The 19037-nt window shown below is 68.3% G+C and carries 22 protein-coding genes; 12 read left to right on the top strand and 10 right to left on the bottom strand.

Annotated elements, in window-relative coordinates; genetic code table 11:
• The first annotated feature begins 98 nt into the window (after window positions 1-98).
• The 5 genes from tsf to ACLJOO_RS41280 all read left to right on the top strand — a co-directional run bounded on the left by tsf (window position 99) and on the right by ACLJOO_RS41280 (window position 3813).
• On the top strand, window positions 99-917 hold the full coding sequence (tsf, locus tag ACLJOO_RS41300; RefSeq protein ID WP_410793673.1) for a translation elongation factor Ts: 819 nt from the start codon (window positions 99-101) through the stop codon (window positions 915-917).
• A gap of 46 nt (window positions 918-963) precedes the next feature.
• On the top strand, window positions 964-1725 hold the full coding sequence (pyrH, locus tag ACLJOO_RS41295; RefSeq protein WP_410793671.1) for a UMP kinase: 762 nt from the start codon (window positions 964-966) through the stop codon (window positions 1723-1725).
• 98 nt (window positions 1726-1823) lie between these two features.
• A complete protein-coding gene (gene frr, locus ACLJOO_RS41290) occupies window positions 1824-2378 on the top strand; it encodes a ribosome recycling factor (RefSeq protein ID WP_198682850.1) in 555 nt (184 codons plus the stop codon).
• Window positions 2378-3226, top strand: coding sequence for a phosphatidate cytidylyltransferase (locus ACLJOO_RS41285; protein WP_410793670.1), 849 nt, complete (start codon window positions 2378-2380; stop codon window positions 3224-3226). Before frr ends, ACLJOO_RS41285 begins: the two co-directional genes overlap by 1 nt.
• Window positions 3223-3813 carry a GNAT family N-acetyltransferase gene (locus tag ACLJOO_RS41280; protein WP_410793668.1) on the top strand — a complete coding sequence of 197 codons (591 nt, stop codon included), beginning with the start codon at window positions 3223-3225 and terminating at the stop codon, window positions 3811-3813. Before ACLJOO_RS41285 ends, ACLJOO_RS41280 begins: the two co-directional genes overlap by 4 nt.
• Here ACLJOO_RS41280 and ACLJOO_RS41275 read toward each other — a convergent pair.
• Both ACLJOO_RS41275 and ACLJOO_RS41270 read right to left on the bottom strand, forming a co-directional pair.
• Window positions 3803-4768 (bottom strand): LLM class flavin-dependent oxidoreductase, encoded by a 966-nt coding sequence (locus ACLJOO_RS41275; protein ID WP_410793666.1) that lies wholly within the window; start codon window positions 4766-4768, stop codon window positions 3803-3805. The genes ACLJOO_RS41280 and ACLJOO_RS41275 overlap by 11 nt on opposite strands.
• A 28-nt stretch (window positions 4769-4796) precedes the next feature.
• Complete coding sequence (locus ACLJOO_RS41270) at window positions 4797-5198, bottom strand: MarR family winged helix-turn-helix transcriptional regulator (RefSeq protein ID WP_410793664.1); 402 nt, start codon at window positions 5196-5198, stop codon at window positions 4797-4799.
• A 62-nt stretch (window positions 5199-5260) separates the two neighbouring features.
• Between ACLJOO_RS41270 and ACLJOO_RS41265 the strand changes: the two genes are divergently transcribed.
• The 5 genes from ACLJOO_RS41265 (at window position 5261) to ACLJOO_RS41245 (ending at window position 8999) form a co-directional block, all read left to right on the top strand.
• The gene (locus tag ACLJOO_RS41265; RefSeq protein WP_410793663.1) at window positions 5261-6157 is read left to right on the top strand and encodes an LLM class flavin-dependent oxidoreductase; all 897 of its coding nucleotides are present in this window, start codon (window positions 5261-5263) and stop codon (window positions 6155-6157) included.
• A gap of 97 nt (window positions 6158-6254) precedes the next feature.
• Window positions 6255-6923 (top strand): C39 family peptidase, encoded by a 669-nt coding sequence (locus tag ACLJOO_RS41260; protein WP_410793662.1) that lies wholly within the window; start codon window positions 6255-6257, stop codon window positions 6921-6923.
• 97 nt (window positions 6924-7020) lie between these two features.
• Window positions 7021-7338 carry a SelT/SelW/SelH family protein gene (locus ACLJOO_RS41255; protein ID WP_410793661.1) on the top strand — a complete coding sequence of 106 codons (318 nt, stop codon included), beginning with the start codon at window positions 7021-7023 and terminating at the stop codon, window positions 7336-7338.
• Window positions 7339-7371: 33 nt separating this feature from the next.
• Window positions 7372-8493, top strand: coding sequence for a 23S rRNA (adenine(2503)-C(2))-methyltransferase RlmN (rlmN, locus tag ACLJOO_RS41250; protein WP_410793660.1), 1122 nt, complete (start codon window positions 7372-7374; stop codon window positions 8491-8493).
• Window positions 8493-8999 (top strand): DivIVA domain-containing protein, encoded by a 507-nt coding sequence (locus ACLJOO_RS41245; protein WP_410793659.1) that lies wholly within the window; start codon window positions 8493-8495, stop codon window positions 8997-8999. The genes rlmN and ACLJOO_RS41245 overlap by 1 nt, the downstream gene beginning before the upstream one ends.
• A gap of 14 nt (window positions 9000-9013) precedes the next feature.
• Here ACLJOO_RS41245 and ACLJOO_RS41240 read toward each other — a convergent pair whose 3' ends face one another.
• A complete protein-coding gene (locus ACLJOO_RS41240) occupies window positions 9014-9715 on the bottom strand; it encodes an alpha/beta fold hydrolase (RefSeq protein ID WP_410793657.1) in 702 nt (233 codons plus the stop codon).
• 67 nt (window positions 9716-9782) lie between these two features.
• Between ACLJOO_RS41240 and pdxY the strand changes: the two genes are divergently transcribed.
• Window positions 9783-10634 carry a pyridoxal kinase PdxY gene (gene pdxY, locus ACLJOO_RS41235; RefSeq protein ID WP_410793655.1) on the top strand — a complete coding sequence of 284 codons (852 nt, stop codon included), beginning with the start codon at window positions 9783-9785 and terminating at the stop codon, window positions 10632-10634.
• Here pdxY and ACLJOO_RS41230 read toward each other — a convergent pair.
• A complete protein-coding gene (locus tag ACLJOO_RS41230) occupies window positions 10612-11325 on the bottom strand; it encodes an alpha/beta fold hydrolase (protein WP_410793654.1) in 714 nt (237 codons plus the stop codon). The genes pdxY and ACLJOO_RS41230 overlap by 23 nt on opposite strands.
• A 32-nt stretch (window positions 11326-11357) precedes the next feature.
• Window positions 11358-12452 (bottom strand): LOG family protein, encoded by a 1095-nt coding sequence (locus ACLJOO_RS41225; protein WP_410793653.1) that lies wholly within the window; start codon window positions 12450-12452, stop codon window positions 11358-11360.
• Between the two features lie 50 nt (window positions 12453-12502).
• Between ACLJOO_RS41225 and ACLJOO_RS41220 the strand changes: the two genes are divergently transcribed.
• Window positions 12503-13792: an aspartate aminotransferase family protein gene (locus ACLJOO_RS41220; protein WP_410793651.1), complete on the top strand. Its 1290-nt coding sequence runs from the start codon at window positions 12503-12505 to the stop codon at window positions 13790-13792.
• A gap of 42 nt (window positions 13793-13834) precedes the next feature.
• On the opposite strand, the gene ACLJOO_RS41215 is transcribed toward ACLJOO_RS41220, so the two are convergent.
• The 5 genes from ACLJOO_RS41215 to ACLJOO_RS41195 all read right to left on the bottom strand — a co-directional run bounded on the left by ACLJOO_RS41215 (window position 13835) and on the right by ACLJOO_RS41195 (window position 19007).
• Entirely contained in the window at window positions 13835-14704 is an 870-nt protein-coding gene (locus ACLJOO_RS41215) for an amino acid ABC transporter permease (protein ID WP_410793649.1), read from the bottom strand.
• Window positions 14704-15351 carry an amino acid ABC transporter permease gene (locus tag ACLJOO_RS41210; protein WP_130387698.1) on the bottom strand — a complete coding sequence of 216 codons (648 nt, stop codon included), beginning with the start codon at window positions 15349-15351 and terminating at the stop codon, window positions 14704-14706. The genes ACLJOO_RS41215 and ACLJOO_RS41210 overlap by 1 nt, the downstream gene beginning before the upstream one ends.
• A gap of 86 nt (window positions 15352-15437) precedes the next feature.
• Entirely contained in the window at window positions 15438-16364 is a 927-nt protein-coding gene (locus ACLJOO_RS41205; protein WP_410793647.1) for a glutamate ABC transporter substrate-binding protein, read from the bottom strand.
• Between the two features lie 48 nt (window positions 16365-16412).
• Window positions 16413-17141: an amino acid ABC transporter ATP-binding protein gene (locus tag ACLJOO_RS41200; protein WP_410793905.1), complete on the bottom strand. Its 729-nt coding sequence runs from the start codon at window positions 17139-17141 to the stop codon at window positions 16413-16415.
• A 174-nt stretch (window positions 17142-17315) separates the two neighbouring features.
• Window positions 17316-19007 (bottom strand): sigma-54-dependent Fis family transcriptional regulator, encoded by a 1692-nt coding sequence (locus tag ACLJOO_RS41195; RefSeq protein ID WP_410793646.1) that lies wholly within the window; start codon window positions 19005-19007, stop codon window positions 17316-17318.
• Window positions 19008-19037: the final 30 nt, after the last annotated feature.

The raw sequence follows: 19037 nt of genomic DNA, 5'->3' as shown, positions 1-19037 counted from the left end.
CTCGGGTCGATCCCGGGCGGCGCCACCAGCTGCCGCGGCCCGGCCGCCGGCGCTGCCCGCCCACCCAGCCGCATCAGAACAAGACGAGAGATCGAGGAATGGCGAACTACACCGCCGCTGACGTGAAGAAGCTCCGCGACACCACCGGCGCGGGCATGATGGACGCGAAGAAGGCGCTCGAGGCCACCGACGGCGACTTCGAGAAGGCGATCGAGGAGCTGCGCATCCACGGCGCGGCCAAGGCTCAGAAGCGCGGCGCCGAGCGGTCCGCCACCAACGGCCTGGTGGCCGCGGCGGAGAACGCTCTGGTCCAGCTGAACTGCGAGACCGACTTCGTCGCCAAGAACGAGCAGTTCCAGCAGCTGGCCGCCGACATCGTCGCGCACGCTTCGGCGAGCAAGGTCGGCGACGTCGAGGGCCTGCTCAGCGAGAAGCTGACCGACGGCAAGTCGGTCGCCGAGAACATCGAGGCGCTGGCCGCGGTCATCGGCGAGAAGCTGGAGCTCGGCAAGGTGGCCGTCTTCGACGGCAAGGTCACGGCGTACATGCACAAGCGCGCCGCGGACCTGCCGGCCCAGGTCGGCGTACTGGTCGAGTTCGAGGGTGACGACGTGGAGGCCGCCCGCGGCGCCGCCATGCAGGCCGCCGCGATGCGCCCGCTGTACACCACCCGCGACGAGGTCCCGGCCGAGACGGTCGAGAACGAGAAGCGGATCGCCGAGGCGACCGCGCGCGAGGAGGGCAAGCCGGAAGGCGCCCTGCCGAAGATCGTCGAGGGCCGGGTGAACGGCTTCTTCAAGGACGTCGTGCTGCTCGAGCAGCCGTCGGTCACGGAGAACAAGAAGTCCGTGAAGGCTGTGCTCGACGCCGCCGGTGTCACCGTGAAGCGGTTCGCCCGCTTCGAGGTCGGCGCCTGACCGTCAGAGGTCACACGAAGAAGACGAACGACGAGAGGCCGGAATCGTGACGGAATCCCTGGGTACCGAGACGAGTCCGGCCTCTTCGCCGTCCTCGCCCGCCTACCACCGCGTGCTGCTGAAGCTGTCCGGGGAGGTGTTCGGCGGCGGCAAGCTCGGCGTCGACCCCGATGTGGTGAACTCGATCGCCAAGCAGATCGCGGACGTGGCGCGGGCGGGCGTCCAGGTCGCCGTGGTGGTCGGCGGCGGGAACTTCTTCCGCGGCGCCGAGCTCCAGCAGCGCGGCATGGAGCGCAACCGGGCCGACTACATGGGCATGCTCGGCACCGTGATGAACTGCCTGGCGCTCCAGGACTTCCTGGAGAAGCTCGGCATCGAGACGCGGGTTCAGACCGCGATCACGATGGGCCAGGTCGCCGAGCCGTACATCCCGCGCAAGGCCGAACGGCACCTGGAGAAGGGCCGCGTGGTCATCTTCGGTGCCGGCTCCGGGATGCCGTACTTCTCCACCGACACGGTCGCCGCCCAGCGCGCGCTGGAGGTCGGCGCCGAGGCGCTGCTGATGGGCAAACAGGGCGTTGACGGTGTCTACGACTCCGACCCGAAGAAGAACCCGGACGCGGTGAAGTTCGACCAGCTGTCGTACGACGACTTCCTGGCCCGCGGGCTCCGGGTCGCCGACGCGACCGCGATCAGCCTGGCCCGCGACAACGCGCTACCGATCGTGATCTTCGGTCTCGAGGAGGGCAACATCGCCCGGGTGATCCACGGCGAGAAGATCGGCACGGTCGTCTCCCGGGGCCAGTAACCGGCGGTACGGCGGCGTACCACTAGGATCGGTTGTCACAAGGCGCACAGTAGGAGTGGCCGCATCGGCGCGGCCCAGAGGAAGCGAGGATTGTCGTGATCGACGAAGCTCTCCGCGATGCCGAGCAGAAGATGTCGAAGGCCGTGGAGGTTGCGAAGGACGACTTCGCCGCGATCCGCACCGGCCGGGCGCACCCGCAGATGTTCGCCGGCATTCTGGCCGACTACTACGGTAGCCCGACCCCGCTGCAGCAGCTGGCCGGTTTCCAGGTGCCGGAGCCCCGTACCGTGCTGATCTCGCCGTACGACAAGGGTGCGATGGCGGCGATCGAGAAGGCGATCCGCGACTCGGACCTGGGTGTGAACCCGGGCAACGACGGCGCCATCATCCGGGTCGTGCTGCCGGCCCTGACCGAGGAGCGTCGCAAGGAGTACATCAAGGTCGCGAAGACCAAGGCCGAGGAGGCCAAGGTCTCGGTCCGCAACATCCGCCGGCACGCCATGGACCAGGTGCACAAGACCGTCAAGGACGGCGACGCCGGCGAGGACGAGGGCAAGAGTGCTGAGAAGCGGCTCGACGGGTTGACGAAGAAGTTCGTCGACTCCATCGACGACCTGCTCAAGCACAAGGAAGCCGAACTGCTCGAGGTGTGATGGGCGTCGACAGCACGCCTGCGCCGAGTCCCAGCCCGAGCCGTGCCGGGCGCAATCTGCCCGCGGCGATCGCGGTGGGGGTCGGGCTCGGCGCACTGATCCTCGGATCGCTGTACTGGCAGAAAGTCCTGTTCACCGTCCTGGTGCTGGCCGTCGTGCTGATCGCCGTCGACGAGATGATCAAGGCGCTGCGCACCGGTGGGGCCGAGATTCCGCGGATCCCGTTGTTCGTCGGTACGACGGCGATGCTGGTGGCGGCGTACTTCGGCGGACCGATGGCGCTGCTCGTGGCGCTTGGGATCACCGTGCTCGGGACGATCTTCTGGCGGATGCCGGGCGGCTCGGTCGGGTTCGTCCGGGACGTGAGCGCCGGGGTCTTCCTGATCGGCTACGTGCCGCTGCTGGCCGGGTTCGCGATCCTGCTGGTCCAGCCGGAGGCGGACGGTCCGGGGCGGGTAGTCACGTTCTTCGTGGTCGTAGTCGCCAGTGACGTCGGCGGCTATGCGGCCGGTGTCCTGTTCGGCAAGCACCCGATGGCGCCGACGATCAGCCCGAAGAAGTCCTGGGAGGGCTTCGCCGGCTCGACGCTCGCGTGCATCGGCGCCGGTATCGCCGCGGTCGTCTTCCTGCTGGACGGTCATTGGTGGGTCGGCGCGATCGTCGGCGCCGTCGCCGTCCTGACTGCGACGGTCGGTGACCTCGGCGAATCGATGATCAAGCGCGACCTGGGGATCAAGGACATGTCCAACCTTTTGCCCGGTCACGGCGGCGTGATGGATCGGCTGGACTCGCTGCTCGCTACCGCGCCGATCGTCTGGCTCCTCCTGCACCTGCTGGTGAAGGCGTGACGGTCGCACCGGACGGACGCTCCCTGGTCGGCGACGTCGTACGCCTGGACCGGTTGCAGGAGTCCGACATCGACGAGCTGTACGCCGCGATCGCCAACGAGCAGGTGTACGCGGGCGGCTTCGGCGGCGGTCTCGCGGCGATGCCGTCGAGCGCGGAGGACATGCGCGCGCAGTGGATCCCGGCCGCGGCCAAGCGGTTCGCGTACGTCGTCCGCTTGGTTGCCGACGGCACCGTCGTCGGTACGTCGAGCCTCGGCGACGTCGATGTGGTCAACGAGCGGATCCATCTCGGCTGGACCGGCTACGCGCCGGCCGTGTGGGGGACCGCGGTCAACCCGGCGGCCAAGCTCCTGCTGCTCGAGCATGCCTTCGAGGTGTGTGGATTCGGGCGCGTGAAGATCCAGACCGGCTCGAAGAACACCCGGTCGCAGGCGGCGATCGCGAAGCTCGGAGCGACCCGCGAGGGCGTGCTGCGGCGGCACATGCGCACGGCTGACGGCTCGTTCCGGGACACGGTGGTGTTCTCGATCCTGGCCGACGAGTGGCCGGACGTACGCAAGCGGCTCGAGGACCGGATCAGCCGGTGAGCTTCGCCAACGCCGCGTAGGTCGCCAGGAGCGCGGCGCGGTCGTAGGTGTTCGTAGTAATCAGCAGCTCGTCGGCAGCGGTACGACGTACCAGCTCGTCGAGTGCCTCGTCGACGTCGGCGGGTGTGCCGTAGATCTGACCGCGGAGCGCGTTCTCGAAGAACTCCTGCTCGCGCGCGGTCATCTCGTCCGGTACGTCGGGCTGCAGCGGAGGGAACACGCCCCGCGTACGTGAGTACGCACTGGCCCATGCCTCCGGCAACAAGAGCTCTCGCGCTGCCTCCGTCGAATCGGCCACCGCAGCGGTGACTGCGAGGATCACGTACGGCTCCGACGCCCACGCGGACGGCTGGAACGTGCTCCGGTAATCCTCGAGCAGGTCGGCCGAGTCCGAGCGAGCAGCCAGCACCACGGGCAGTCCCAGGGACGCCGCGATCGTCGCACCTTCGCCGACTGCGAGGATGAACGGCGGGATCCGCAGCCCCTCGCCCGGTCGCGCATGAACCTGGTCAGTCGAAGTACCCGCGAGATAGTCCAGGAGCTCGCGGACCTGTGTGGCGAACTCGTCGGCGGCATCCTTTGAGACACCGAGAGCCCGCCGTACGCCGTTCGTGAAGCCGACCGAGCGGCCGAGTCCCATGTCGATCCGGCCCGGGTACAGCGACTCCAGTACGCCGAACTGCTCCGCCACGACCAGTGGCTTGTGGTTCGGAAGCATGACTCCGCCCGTGCCGACGCGGATCCGATCGGTACGGGCGGCAACAGCCGCAGCCAGCACGGTCGGCGCAGAACCGACCACTCCTGGCACGCTGTGGTGCTCCGACACCCAGAAACGCTTGTAGCCAAGCTCTTCCACCTGCTGTGCGAGCTCCACGGTCGCCCGCAGCGTCTCCGCCTCTGACTCGCCTACTCGCGTCCGGGAGCGGTCCAGGACTGACAGCGGGACGGAGAGCATGCAGAGTCCAACGGCCCCGCCGGAGCCCTCATTCCCCGAGCAGCAGCCTCAGGTCGTCGCGGAAACGGTCCGCTGAGGGCAGGGGAGCGAGGAACTCCCGCTCCACCTCCAATCGGATCCGCTCCGCGGTCTCGAACGTGGATTCGCCCAGCGAGGTCAGCACGACGACGTTCCGGCGCCGATCCTCCGCGCTCCGCCGGCGTTCGACGAAGCCGCGTTCCTCGAGCCCGTCCAGCAGATCGCCGATCGACGTCCGGTCCACCCGCAGCCGCGCGGCGACCTCGAGCTGCGACAGCGGCTCACCCGACACGATCGCCGCCAGCACCGCCAGATCACGCCCGTTCAGCCCGTACGGCGCCAACGCTGACGTCTGCGCCTCGGTGAGCTCCGCGAGGACGTGTTTGAGCAGGTACCCGAGCCGATCAGACATACCGTCAAATCTACCGGGCAACTGATCGTCAGGAATGCTGATCATCAGCTACCCTGATGATTATGGAACCGACCTTCGGTCTGAAGACCACCCCGATGCATGTCCCGTACGCCGACATCCGCCGCGTCTGGCTCGAGGCCGACGAGGTGCCGCAGATCCGCGACGCCTGGCTGTGGGACCACTTCCTCCCGCTCGCCGGCCCCAAGGACGGCGACGTACTCGAGGGCTGGACTCTGCTGACCGCGCTCGCCGCGCAGACCACGCGGCTCCGCCTCGGTCTGCTCGTCACCAGCAACCGGATCCGCCCGCCGGCCGTCCTCGGCAAGATCGCCAGCACGCTGGATGTGATCTCCGGCGGCCGGCTGATCATGGGTCTCGGCGCCGGCGGGACCCATCAACCGGCCGGCCTGACCGGCATCCCGGGCCCGAATCCCGCGATCGAGGAGTACGCCGCCTACGGGTTGAGGCTCGTGCCGCCGGGGGAGGGGGTCGACCGACTGCGCGAGACGATCGAGATCCTGCGCCGGATGTGGACCGAGGACGAGTTCGACTTCCACGGCAAGTACTACACGCTGGAGCAGAACCGGAACTCGCCGAAGCCGGTCCAGAAAGGCGGCCCGCCGCTGCTGATCGGCGGCTGGGGCAACCGCATGCTGCGGCTCGTCGCGGAGTACGCCGACACCTGGAACATCAGCGGCCCGCCGCACGTCGACTTCGACACCCTGGCCGATCGGGTACGCCGCCTGGATGCGGAATGCGAGCGGATCGGCCGCGATCCGTCGACGCTCAGCCGCTCGCTGCAGCAGATCGTCTCGTACGACGACCCGGCCGAGACCCGCGCGATCGTCCGAAAAGCCGTTGGACTCGGCTTCGACCACATCGTGCTCTCGCTGCCCCGCCCGTACCCGGAACGGGCCGTGCGCTGGCTGGTCCGCGAAATCATCGACCCTTTCCACTGAGATGGAAACGAGTGGTGATTTTTTCACCGCAGCGCAACACATTGTGTCAGGATCAAACACAGGACGATCCGCCCCGGTCGTCCAGTGAGGAGCTGACATGATTCCCACGACGAAGTTCAAGGCCGCCCTGAGTGGTCTCGCCGTCATCGCGGCCGCGGTGCTTCCGATGAACGCAGCCACCGCCGTACCGCAGACCGTCTCGGCCGAAGCGGTCGCGGCGACCAAGCCGGTCCCGAAGCTCGGCTACTCGACGCAGACCGTCAAGATCCTCAACATCGACTTCCAGTACCAGCAGACCGGCTACTGGTGCGGCCCGGCAGCGACCCGGATCGCGCTCTCGGCCCGGATCTCGCCGCCGAGCCAGCAGCAACTGGCCAACGAGTTGCCGACCACAACCAACGGCACCGACTGGATCGGTCAGGTCACTCGGGTGCTCAACAACCACCTCGGCACCGGCTGGTACGAGACCAAGGAGATGCCGAACGACCCGCCCACCCAGGCGCAGCGCGATCTGCTCTGGCGAGACGTCGTCCTCGACATCGACAACAACTACCCGATCGTCGCGAACATCGTCGCCCCGGCGAGCAACCACCCGCCGGGCTACCCGAACTACACGATCTACCACTACTTCACGGTGATCGGGTACGACGACAGCGACCAGACCGTACTGATCGCCGACCCGGCCGGCTTCGCCCCGACCGCGACGTACTGGCTGACCTTCAATCAGCTGGCGACCCTGATCCCCCCGAAGGGCTACTCGGCCTGATCGGAGCAACTTTGAGAAGCCACCAACCATGTCGCCGCCCTCGGAATGGTTGGTGGCTTCTCAAAGTGGGGGGAAGGCGGTCGGCGATACTTTGCACGTGGCGAGAGAACCGCGGTTGGAGATCGAGTACTGCACGCAGTGCCGGTGGTTGATGCGGGCGGCGTGGACCGCCCAGGAGTTGCTGACCACCTTCCCGAAGGAGCTGGGGGAGGTGGCGCTCGTCCCGGGGACCGGGGGAGTGTTCGACGTCAGCCTGGACGGGGAGCTGCTGTGGTCGCGAAAGGCGGAGGGCGGATTCGCCGAGATCCCGCTCCTGAAGCAGATGGTCCGCGACCGGATCGCGCCGGACCGCAAGCTCGGCCACTCGGACCGCAAGGAGAGTGATCCGCAGCACGCTGGGGATGTGAATTTGTGAAGCGCCGTATCGGCGGGCGACAATAGGGCGGTTATGTCTACCTCCCTTCCCCTCGTGTTCGATGAGCCGCGTCGTGCCAAGAAGCCGCCGCGGCACCTTGCCGATCTCACCGGGGAGGAACGGCGTACGGCGGTCGAGGCGCTGGGCGAGCCCGCGTTCCGGGCCAAGCAGCTGTCCAACCACTACTTCTCCCGGCTGGTGTCCGACCCGGCCGAGATGACCGACCTGCCGGCCGCGACCCGCGACAAGCTCGTCGCGGACCTGATGCCGCCGCTGCTGACCCGGGTCCGCGACCTGGAGTGCGACAACGGCGAGACCCGCAAGACGCTGTGGAAGCTGCTCGACGGCTCGCTCGTCGAGTCGGTCCTGATGCGGTACCCGGGCCGCGTGACGATGTGCGTGTCCTCCCAGGCCGGCTGCGGGATGGCGTGCCCGTTCTGCGCGACCGGACAGGGCGGCCTGACGCGGAACATGACCACCGCGGAGATCGTCGAGCAGGTCGTCGACGGTGCGCGGGCGCTTGCCCGCGGCGAGGTCGCCGGCGGGCCGGGCCGGGTCTCGAACATCGTGTTCATGGGCATGGGCGAGCCGATGGCGAACTACAAGGCCGTCATGGGCGCCGTACGGCGGTTCACGGACCCGTCGCCGGAAGGTCTCGGGATCTCGGCGCGTGGTGTGACCGTGTCGACGGTCGGTCTCGTGCCGCGGATCAACCAGCTGGCGACGGAGGGGATCCCGGTCACGCTCGCGCTGTCGCTGCACGCGCCGGACGACGAGCTGCGCGACGAGCTCGTGCCGATCAACAACCGCTGGAAGGTCGACGAGGTGCTGGACGCGGCCTGGGGCTACGCGCAGCAGACCAGGCGGCGGGTCTCGATCGAGTACGCGATGATCCGCGACATCAACGACCACGCCTGGCGGGCCGACCTGCTCGCCGAGAAGCTGAACGCGCGCGGCGACTGGGGCTGGGTGCACGTCAACCTGATCCCGCTGAATCCGACGCCGGGCTCGAAGTGGACTGCGTCCGACCCGGCCGACGAGCGCGAGTTCGTCCGCCGTCTCGAGGCCGGCGGCATCCCGGTCACGGTCCGCGACACCCGCGGTCAGGAGATCGACGGCGCCTGCGGCCAGCTCGCCGCCGCGAGCAAGTCCTGATGCTGAAGCCCGCGTTCACCGTGCGCCGGCTCGGTCAGCGCTACGACCGCGGGGAGGTCGACGCGTTGGTCGACCGCATTATCGCCACGGCCGAACACCGGTCGGTCGGCCCGGACGTCACCGTCCACGACCTCCGCAACGCCGCGTTCCGTACGCCGTTGCTCGGCCCGGGCTACCCGGCTGAGGAGGTCGACAACTTCCTGGCGGACGCGGAACGCTGGCTGCCCGGCGGTCTGGTCGCTCAGCATCCGGCGCCCGGAGGTACTGCGGGCACGCAGGCCCCGCCGCAGTTCAGCACGGTCCGGCTGCGCGAGGGCTACGACATCGCGGAGGTGGACGAGTTCGTCGAACGGGTGATGGCGACCGTGAACGGCCTTCCGGTGAGCCGCCCGGTGACCGCTGCGGAGATCCGCGGCGCCCAGTTCAGCCCCGTCCGCCTCGCCGAGGGCTACGACATCGTTGAGGTCGACATGTTCCTCGACACCGCCGAAGCCTGGCTCACCTAGACCGTCGCGAGGAGCTAGACCGTCGCGAGGAGCTGGGCGAGCGCCGCGGGCTGGGAGAGCATCGGCCAGTGGCCGGTCTGCATCTCGATCAGCCGCCACTGCGGTGACTCCAGCTCCCTCTGCACGTCGGGCGAGGGCGTACCGCCTGCCATCAGGCACTTGATGTACGTCGTCGGCAGCTCGCCGATCGGCCTGGTCAACCGCGCCGGTTGCGTCAGCGTCAGGCCCGGGTGCGGCGTACTGCGGGACACCAGTTGGCTGATCGCCTCGTCGGACAGGTCCTGGTCGACGAAGTGCTCCGCCTCCGCCGGCAGCCACGTGCCGTCGCCCTCGACCAGCTGCTCCGCCAGCCACGCCCGGTCGTCCTCGGACCAGCCGTCGACGAACGACAGGCCGTCAGCCGGAATGCTCGAGTCGACGTACACGACCCGTTGCAGGCGATCACCGATCCGTCCGGCCGCCTGCCCGACCGGGATCCCCGAGTAGCTGTGCCCGACCAGCACCACGTCGTACAACTCGTTGCCCTCGACCACCGAGACGATGTCGGCGACATGCTGTTGCTGCCCCACCCGATCCGCAGTCGGCCCACCCCGCTCCGCCAGGCCGCTCAAGGTCACCGCGTACACCGCATGCCCGGCACTCCGCAGACTTTCCGTGACGGCGTCCCAGGCCCAAGCGCCCAGCCGGGCTCCCGGCACCAGTACGAACTCAGCCATGCCGCGCACAGTAGACCAAGTCAGTACTGCGCGCAGCCGGGTTCTGGGCCGGTGGGATGATCGGGCGGTGAAGATTCTTTCGATCCAGTCGGCGGTTGCCTACGGGCATGTGGGGAACTCGGCGGCTGTGTTTCCGCTGCAGCGCATCGGCGTCGAGGTGCTGCCGGTGTACACGGTGAACTTCTCGAACCACACCGGCTACGGGGCGTGGCGTGGGCCGATGATCAGCCCGGACGACGTACGAGAGGTTCTGCTCGGGATCGAGGACCGCGGGGTTCTTCCGCAGATCGACGTGGTGCTGTCGGGCTACCAGGGTGGCGAGGGGATCGCCGACGTGATCCTCGAGACGGTGAAGCGGGTGAAGGCGGCCAATCCCGCGGCGGTGTACTCCTGCGACCCGGTGATGGGGAACGCGAAGTCCGGGTGCTTCGTCGCTCCCGCGATCCCGGTGCTGCTGCGCGATCGGGTGGTGCCGGCAGCCGACATCATCTCGCCTAACCAGTTCGAGCTGGGTTTCCTGACGGGCACCGAGCCGGACACGCTCGAGTCCACGCTGGCGTCGGTGGAGTTGGTCCGCGCGACCGGACCGCGCACAGTGCTCGTCACCAGCGTCGAGCGTCCCGAGCGCGAGGACGGCACGATCGAGATGCTGGCCGTCGACGACAGCGGGGCGTGGCTCGTGCAGACGCCGTACATCCCGATGAAGGCGAACGGCTCCGGCGACGTGACGGCAGCGCTCTTCACAGCGCACTACCGCCGTACGGGCGATCTCGCGGAGGCGCTCGCGCGCACGACCTCGAGCGTTTTCGATCTGCTCACGCGCACCCACGAGTCGGGAGAGCGCGAGTTGCAGCTCGTCGAGTCACAGGACGCGTACGCGAACCCGCAGATGCAGTTCAAGCCATACCAGGTCGCCTGACGACAGCGCCCAGGATCTGAGCGAGCGCCGCGGGCTGGGAGAACATCGGCCAGTGGCCGGTGTTGAGCTCTGCCAGCTCCCACGACGGGGACTTGAGTTGCTCGAGCACGTCGGTCGATGGCGTCGTACCGTCCATCAGGCATTTGAGGTACGTCGTGGGCAGCTCGCCGATCGGCTTGATCAGCTGCGCCGGCTCGGAGATCGCGCGCCCCGGATGCGGCGTACCGCGCTCCAGGATCAACGTGACAGCCTCGTCGGAGAGGTCCTGCCCGACGTAGTCCTCCGCGGTCAGCGGCGGCCAGTATCCGCCGGACTGCTCCAGCTGCTCCCGCACCCACGCCTGCCCTTCCTCGGACCAGCCGTCGACGAACGACTTCCCGTCGGTCGGGATGTTCGAGTCGACGTACACCACCCGCCGCAACCGGTCCCCGATCCGCCCCGCCGCCTGCCCGACCGGGATCCCGGAGTAGCTGTGCCCCACGAGTACGACGTCCTGCAGGTCCTGCGACTCGACCACCGCCACGATGTCGTCGACATGCTCCTGCTGGCCCGCATCCACACCCCGCCGCTCAGCCAGCCCACTGAGAGTCACCGGATACACCCCGTGCCCGTCAGCACGCAGCGCAGTAGCGACCTCGTCCCACGCCCACGCACCCAGCCACGCCCCTGGCACCAACACGAAGTTCGTCATGCAGCGCACCGTAAACCACCCCACCGACAGAACTAGCCGACGAGCGCGGCGGCCTCTTCGATCGTGTCGACGAGGTGGAGGGAGCGGGTCATCGGGCGGTTGGTGGCCAAGGATTGGAGGAGGGGCCACACCGGCAGCTTCACAGTCCAGTGGTCTACGCCGACGAGGATGAGTGGGATTTGGGTGGCGGCGTCGCCGTAGTAGTTGGGGGTCACTGCTTGGAAGACCTCTTGGACGGTGCCGGCGGCGCCGGGGAGGTAGATGATGCCGCCGCGGGCGCGGCCGAGGAGGACCTCTTCGCGTTGGGCGTTCGAGAAGTACTTCGCGATCGAGCCGGCGAACACGTTGGGCGGCTCGTGACCGTAGAACCAGGTCGGGATCGACACCCCGCCGTTCCCGGGGAATCGGGCGCGCACGCTCAGCCCGGCGGCCGCCCACGCGCCGATCGACGGGCGGAACGACGGTACGGCGGCCAGCTCGGTCAGCGCCTCGTCGACGTCGGCCTCGTCGTACGACGCAAGGGACGCACCGAGGTTGGCGGCCTCCATCGCGCCCGGACCGCCGCCGGTGACGACCAGGTGGTTGCGCCGGGCAAGCGTACGGCCGAGCAGTACGGCGGCGCGGTAGTTGCCGTCGCCCCGCAGTACGCCGTGACCGCCCATCACCCCGACCCACGGCTCGTCGGCGGGCAGTTCCGCCAAGGCGTCCGCGATCGCGTGGTCGTGGAGCGCGGTGGCGAGCGTACGGCTCGTGTCGCCCTTCTCGTCGTGCTGACGGGACCACGCGTAGATCCGGGCATCCGGCGTGGCGTCGTACCCGTTTTCGAGGCCGGCGTACAGCTCGTCCGCGTCGTACAGCCGGCCGCGGTACGCGTCGAACGGCAGCTCCGGGATCGCCGGGAACACCAGTCCGCCGCCGTCCCGGACCCACCCGTCGGCCTTGTCCTCCAGCAAGCAGCCGAGGAACACCGAGCCGGTCGGCTGCAGCCCGAGGAGTTCCGCCGTACGGCCGGTCAGATCCACCGACTGGACCCGCCACCCGGCCATCGCGGTGGCGCCGGCGGCCAGCAACCGGTCGAACTGCTCCAACGACTCGATGTCCACATGCGGAATGCTCGGCAACGTCACGGAGAGCACACTAATAGACGCCCACTCTCAGCTGAGGTAATGCTTAGGGCATGACACATGCGGAGCTCTGGGAGCGTCACAAGGCCGTTATGCCGGCTTGGCTCGCGTTGTACTACGAGGAGCCGATCGAGATCGTGCAGGGATCCGGCCGCCGGGTGACCGACGGTGAGGGGAACACGTACCTCGACTTCTTCGCCGGCATCCTGACCAACGCGATCGGGTACGACATCGCGGAGATCTCCGATGCGGTGCGGGAGCAGCTCGGCACCGGGATCGCGCACACCTCGACGGTGTACCTGATCCGCAAGCAGATCGAGCTGGCCGAGCAGATCGCCGAGCTGTCCGGGATCCCGGACGCGAAGGTGTTCTTCGCGAACTCGGGCACCGAGGCGAACGAGACGGCCCTTCTACTCGCCACCCAGAACCGCCGCTCCAACCAGGTGCTGGCGATGCGCAACTCGTACCACGGCCGCGCATTCGGCACGGTCGCGATCACCGGCAACCGCGGCTGGTCCGCGAGCAGCCTGTCGCCGGTCAACGTGCAGTACGTGCAGGGCGCGTACCGGTACCGCAGCCCGTTCCGCGACCTGCCCGACGCGGAGTACATCAAGGTCTGCGTCGACGACCTGCGCAACGTCATCGAGACCACGACCGCGGGCGACGTCGCGTGCATGATCGCGGAGCCGATTCAGGGCGTCGGCGGGTTCTCGTCGCCCCCGGACGGTCTGTACGCCGCGTTCAAGAAGGTCCTGGACGAGTACGGGATCCTCTTCGTCTCGGACGAGGTGCAGACCGGATGGGGCCGCACCGGCGACCACTTCTGGGGGATCCAGGCGCACGGCGTCGTACCGGACGCGATGACCTTCGCGAAGGGTCTCGGCAACGGGTTCGCGATCGGCGGGGTGGTCGCGCGCGGCGATCTGATGGACAGCGTCAAGGCGAACTCGCTGTCGACGTTCGGCGGCAACCCGATCTCGACCAGCGCCGCGAAGGCCACGATCGACTACCTGCTCGACAAGGACCTGCAGGCGAACGCGGCCAAGCGCGGCGCGCAGCTCGTCGACGGCCTGCGCGGCATCTCCGACGAATTCCCCGAACTCGGCGACGTCCGCGGCAAGGGCCTGATGCTCGCCGCCGAGCTGGTCAAACCGGACGACAACAGCCCGGACGCGGCCGCCACGGCCAAACTCCAGCAGGAAACCAAGAACCGCGGCCTCCTGGTCGGCAAGGGCGGCCTCTACGGCAACGTCCTCCGGATGGCGCCCCCGATGACCCTGACCGAGGAAGAAGCCGCCGAAGCCCTCGACATCATCCGCGACTCCTTCAACACCCTGCGCTGAACAAGAAACGAGGGCCCCTCCCGTGGTGGGAGGGGCCCTCGGTCAGATCGGCGGGGCCTGGCCGGGATCGGTGGTCAGGGGGAGGGGCGGCGGGCCGCCGGTGATCTTGCGGCGGCGCCTCGAGCGGCCCTCCAGGTAGCGGGCCAGCAGCGACAGCAGTGAGCACAGGCCGATGTAGATGACCGCGGTCACGATGTACGTCGGGATGTACGGGAACCCGTACGTGAGCCGGCCGCCCATCTGCTTCGCGACGTACAGCAACTCGCCGTACGTGATGATGAAGCCCAGAGCCGTGTCCTTCAGCAGGACGACCAACTGGCTGACGATCGCCGGCAGCATCGCACTGATGGCCTGCGGCAACAGCACCAGGCGGACGACCTGATTCTTCCGCAGACCCAGCGCGTACGCCGCCTCGCGCTGACCCTTCGGTACGGCGGCGATGCCGGCCCGGAAGATCTCCGCGAGGACCGACCCGTTGTACAGGGTCAGGCCGAAGACGACCGCCCAGAACGGGCCGAGTCCGAGGCCGAACTGGATGTTGCCGAAGTAGAAGTAGAACATCAGGATCAGCAGCGGGACGGCGCGGAACAGCTCGACGATCAGCGTCGCCGGGGTCCGCAGCCACTTGTGGTCGCTGATCCGCGCCGCGGCGAACACCGCGCCGAACAACAGCGCGAGAACAGCCGCCAGTCCTGCGGCCTTCAGCGTGTTGAGCAGACCGTCCAGCAACTGCCGTTGGATCGACGAGTACTGGAACTGCCGCCAGAGCCTGCCCTCGAACTGGCCGTAGTCGTACATCCGGAGGATCAGCCACGCGATCGCGCCGAGCAGCGCCACCAGGACCACGACGTTGAAAATCCGGTTCCGGCGCTTCGCGCGCGGCCCGGGCGCCTCGTACAGAACTGCGCTCATCAGGCTACCGCCGTCCGTCGTTCGGCCCACCGTTGCAGGAAGATCAGCGGCACGATGAGGATCAGGAATCCGATCGTGATCCACAGCAGCGTGAGCAGCTGGTTCTCACCGCGCTCGGACATCGCTGCCGGGATCGAGCCGGCCTCCACCACCGAGAAGCCGGCCGCGATCGTGGTGTTCTTCAGCAAGGCGATGAGCACACTCATCAACGGCGGGATGATCGCCCGGAAGGCCTGCGGCAGCACCACGATCGTGAGCACCTGCGGGAACGACATGCCGACCGCGCGCGCCGCCTCGGACTGGCCCGGAGCGATGGTGTTGACGCCCGACCGGACCACCTCGCAGATGAACGCCGACGTGTAGATCGTCAGCGCGCCGACCGCGGTCCAGAACGGGTTGGGCAGGGCGAGGTCCATCTTGGCGGCGCCGAAGAACAGGAACGCGAAAACCAGCGTGAGCGGTGTGTTCCGCAGGATGTTGACGTAGCCGGTGCCGAAGCCGCGCAGCGCGGGCACCGGGGAGACGCGGAACGCTCCGAGCGCGGTGCCGATGATCAGGCTGAGTACGCCGGACACCAGGAACAGCCTGATGGTCAGCCAGAAGCCGTCCCGGAACAACGGCCAGTTGTCGGTGAGGACCGAGAACATCGCGACCTTCCTCTTACCTACCTGTGCCTACATGTGCACAGCCGAGCCGCGGCGCCCAGTCGAGGACACCGCGGCCGGCTGGTGGATCAGTACTTCTCGAGCGGCGGCGGGGTCGAGTCCGAACCCGACTTGCCGAGCGTCTCGCCGTAGATCGCCTTCCAGGTGCCGTCGGAGGCCGACGTCTCCAGGATGGAGTTCACCTTCTCGCGCAGCGCCTTGTCGGCCAGCGGCAGGCCGATGCCGTACTTCTCGGTGCTGAACGGCTTGCCGACCACACGCAGCTCGTCGGGCGCCGTCGCGGCGTACCCCTTGAGGATCGCGTCGTCGGTGGTGACCGTGTCGACCTTCTTGTCCAGCAGCTGGGAGACGCACTCCGAGTAGGTCTTGAACTCGGAGATGTTGCTCGCCTCGGTCAGCTGCTCGTCCTTGACCCGCTGGATCGGGGTCGAGCCGGTCGCCGAGCAGACCTTCTTGCCCTTCAGGGCGGTCTTGCCGGCGTCCATCGAGGTGTCGTCCTTGCGGACGAGCAGGTCCTGACCGGCGATGAAGTACGGGCCGGCGAACGAGACCTGCTTCTTGCGCTTGTCGGTGATCGAGTAGGTGCCGACGTAGTAGTCGATCTCACCACCGGCGATCGCGGTCTCGCGGTTCGCCGACGGGATCTCCTTGTACTCGATCTTGTCCGGGTCGACGCCGAGGCCGGCGGCCACCATCCGGGCCACCTCGATGTCGAAGCCGCAGCGCTTGCCGTCGGCATCCTTGTAGCCGAGGTTCGGCTGGTCGGCCTTGACGCCGACGGTCACCTTGCCGGCGGACTTGATCTTGGTGAACGCCGTGCTGCCGGGCACGTCCACGCCGGTCGCGGCGGTGAACTTGTGCAGCTCGCCGCAGGAGTCGGACGCGGCGCCGCCAGTGTTGCCGCCGCCGGCGCTCGGCTCGTCCTTGCCACAGGCGGCGGCGGTCAGCGCGAGCGCTGCGACGCCGCAGGTGGCGACGAGGGTGCGCATTCTCATGATCGGGTTCCCCTTCGTTTCGTTGCTGGGTACGGCTGCGGGCGGACGTCAGTGCTTGAGGATCTTGCCGAGGAAGTCCTGGGCCCGCCTCGAGGTCGGGTTGGTGAAGAAGGTCTCCGGGGTGGCTTCCTCGACGATCTCGCCGTCGGCCATGAACACCACCCGGTTCGCCGCAGTCCGGGCGAAGCCCATCTCGTGCGTGACCACGACCATCGTCATGCCCTGCTTGGCCAGGTCGATCATCACCTCGAGGACCTCCTGGATCATCTCCGGGTCGAGCGCCGACGTCGGCTCGTCGAACAGGATGACCTTCGGATCCATGGCCAGGGCCCGCGCGATCGCGACGCGCTGCTGCTGGCCACCGGACAGCTGAGCCGGGTACTTCGAGGCCTGGTTGGCCACCCCCACCCGTTCCAGCAGCTCCATCGCCCGCTTCTCGGCCTGCTTGGGGTCGGTCTTGCGAACCTTCAAGGGGCCGAGGGTGACGTTCTGCAGGATCGTCTTGTGCGCGAACAGGTTGAACGACTGGAAGACCATGCCGACGTCGGCGCGCAGCTTGGCGAGGGCCTTGCCCTCGCTGGGCAGCGGCTGGCCGTCCAGCAGGATGCTGCCGGTGTCGATCGGCTCCAGCCGGTTGATCGCGCGGCAGAGCGTCGACTTACCGGACCCGGAGGGGCCGATCACCACGACGACCTCGCCCTGATCGATGGACAGGTTGATGTCCTTCAGGACGTGCAGTTCGCCGAAATGCTTGTTGACCCCGGTCAGCGCCACCAGACCAGTTTTCGTCAGCGTGTCGGAATCGCTCATGGCCAGAACCTAGCGGAGCCGGGGGTGCGGTCGCAGGCCCGGGTGGTTCCACGGTGGTAACGATCTGCAATAAAGCGAGCGAGCTGTGACCGGATGATCACAGCCCGCTCGCGTCTGCTCGTTTGTGAGCGGACTGCGGGGTCAGGTGACGATTCCGTACTCGCGGATCTTGCGGTAGATGGTCGCCCGGGACATCCCGAGCGCGGTGGCCGCGGCCTTCTTGTCACCGTCGTACGTCGACAACGCGTCGACGATCGCGTCCCGCTCGAGCGCTTCGATCGGCGTCAGCTGTCGCCGGGTGGTGGCCCGGCACTCGGGCGGCAGGTCGGCCAGCTCGACGACGCCGGACCGGCGTCGCCTGGCCACGGCTGCGAGGACAGAGCGCAGATGGGTGATGTTGCCTGCCCACGGCAACCGCATCAGCTGGTTCATCGTGGCGGTGGAGAAGGTCAGGCCGTTGATGCCGGCCTTCGCGAGCAGCGACCGGACCAGCGCCGGAACGTCCTCGACGTGATGCCGTAGCGGCGGCACCTCGACGGTTCGCGGAAAGAAGGCCAGCAGTTGGTCGGCGATCTCGACGCGGTCCGCCGGCAACGTGAGCGCGACCCAGGCGTCCCCGGCCGTCGCGCCGTCGCGGACGCTCTGCAGGAGCTCGGTGAAGCCGTCGAGGGTCTCGCCGGTCAGCAGATGCGCCCGCCGGATGATCAGGTCGGCGCCGGACTCCAGCTCCGCGCGGGCCTCGGCCACCAGGTCTTCGCCCGTCACCGCCGGATCGAGGACCGCGAGCCGCCGGTCAGGTGCCACGTGCCTGCGGACCGCGCGCAGCAGCGACAGCTTGCCCGCACCCGGCTCGCCGTCGGCGATCAGCCACTCGGACCGGCTGCACGCATCCAGCATCTCCTGGATGATGTGCTGCCAGACCGCGCTGGTTCCGGTCGTCCCGGGAACCACCGGTTGCCGCGTGACCTGGTGTCCGCGGGCCGGGAGACGTTGCTCCTTGATCTGGATCACCCCGCCGGCCAGGGTGTCGCCGACGAAGGTCGGGCGATAGGCCATCCGGGCGGTCGTCCCGCTGGGCAGATCGGTGAGGAAGACCTGTGGCTTCGTGCCGCCGCGGGCGTCGCGGGTGCGGTCGATCAGGGCCGCCTGGTCGATGGCGTCGAATCGCGCCTGCGCGTAGGCGTTCATCATGAAGACTTCGTCGCCGAGCGCGAGCACCGGTCCGCCGCTGTGCCGGCAGGCGGCGTAGTAGTCGCTCAGCAAGGCGTGGTCGAGCGCGTTCGCCTCCTCGACGACCCGCTCGTGGATCCGCCGCGCCGCGAGCTTCGCGAACGACAACAGGATCGAGTTCGAGTTCCTGGCCTGGGTCGTGATGTCCAGTACGCCGAGCAGACCGCCGGTGACCGGATGCGTGATCGGGGCGCCGGCGCAGGAGAACATCCGCAGCTTCCCGTTGTAGTGCTCGGCACCGTCCACCAGGATCGGCCCGCACACCTCGAGCGCCGTACCGATCCCGTTGGTCCCGACGGCGGACTCGGCGTACTGGAATCCGGGTGCGAGGTCCACGGAGTCCAGTCGCCGGAGCAGCGACGGGTCGCCGCCGCGACGGTCGAGGACGACGCCTTTGGCATCGGTCAGGATGATGCAGACCGGCTCGTTGTGGAGCTCGGACGACAGTGCGTCGATGACCGGCCGGGCCGCCCGCATCAGCGTGGTCTCCCGGTCGATCCGGTCGAAGTACACCGGCGCCGGGCGGTCGACGTCCACCCGGGATGCATGTGAACGCTCCCATGAGACCCGGATCGGATCTCGGACCGGCTGTGCAGCGCCCATAGCGGTCTCCTTCACGTCCGTCACCAGCGG

This window comes from Kribbella sp. C-35 (genome assembly GCF_046549195.1).
GTDB lineage: Bacteria > Actinomycetota > Actinomycetes > Propionibacteriales > Kribbellaceae > Kribbella.
The sequence above is the reverse complement of the archived record's forward strand: the minus strand, read 5'-3'. Positions and strand labels throughout refer to the sequence as shown.

Bases quoted from the DNA above. Each gene is read 5' to 3' on its own strand.
- ACLJOO_RS41210 (WP_130387698.1), bottom strand. From the start codon at position 15,351: ATGTTCTCGGTCCTCACCGACAACTGGCCGTTGTTCCGGGACGGCTTC.
- ACLJOO_RS41215 (WP_410793649.1), bottom strand. From the start codon at position 14,704: ATGAGCGCAGTTCTGTACGAGGCGCCCGGGCCGCGCGCGAAGCGCCGG.
- ACLJOO_RS41240 (WP_410793657.1), bottom strand. From the start codon at position 9,715: ATGGCTGAGTTCGTACTGGTGCCGGGAGCCCGGCTGGGCGCTTGGGCC.
- ACLJOO_RS41220 (WP_410793651.1), top strand. From the start codon at position 12,503: ATGACACATGCGGAGCTCTGGGAGCGTCACAAGGCCGTTATGCCGGCT.
- rlmN (WP_410793660.1), top strand. From the start codon at position 7,372: ATGTCTACCTCCCTTCCCCTCGTGTTCGATGAGCCGCGTCGTGCCAAG.
- ACLJOO_RS41270 (WP_410793664.1), bottom strand. From the start codon at position 5,198: ATGTCTGATCGGCTCGGGTACCTGCTCAAACACGTCCTCGCGGAGCTC.
- ACLJOO_RS41260 (WP_410793662.1), top strand. From the start codon at position 6,255: ATGATTCCCACGACGAAGTTCAAGGCCGCCCTGAGTGGTCTCGCCGTC.
- ACLJOO_RS41230 (WP_410793654.1), bottom strand. From the start codon at position 11,325: ATGACGAACTTCGTGTTGGTGCCAGGGGCGTGGCTGGGTGCGTGGGCG.
- ACLJOO_RS41245 (WP_410793659.1), top strand. From the start codon at position 8,493: ATGCTGAAGCCCGCGTTCACCGTGCGCCGGCTCGGTCAGCGCTACGAC.
- ACLJOO_RS41265 (WP_410793663.1), top strand. From the start codon at position 5,261: ATGGAACCGACCTTCGGTCTGAAGACCACCCCGATGCATGTCCCGTAC.
- ACLJOO_RS41205 (WP_410793647.1), bottom strand. From the start codon at position 16,364: ATGAGAATGCGCACCCTCGTCGCCACCTGCGGCGTCGCAGCGCTCGCG.
- ACLJOO_RS41285 (WP_410793670.1), top strand. From the start codon at position 2,378: ATGGGCGTCGACAGCACGCCTGCGCCGAGTCCCAGCCCGAGCCGTGCC.
- ACLJOO_RS41195 (WP_410793646.1), bottom strand. From the start codon at position 19,007: ATGGGCGCTGCACAGCCGGTCCGAGATCCGATCCGGGTCTCATGGGAG.
- ACLJOO_RS41275 (WP_410793666.1), bottom strand. From the start codon at position 4,768: ATGCTCTCCGTCCCGCTGTCAGTCCTGGACCGCTCCCGGACGCGAGTA.
- tsf (WP_410793673.1), top strand. From the start codon at position 99: ATGGCGAACTACACCGCCGCTGACGTGAAGAAGCTCCGCGACACCACC.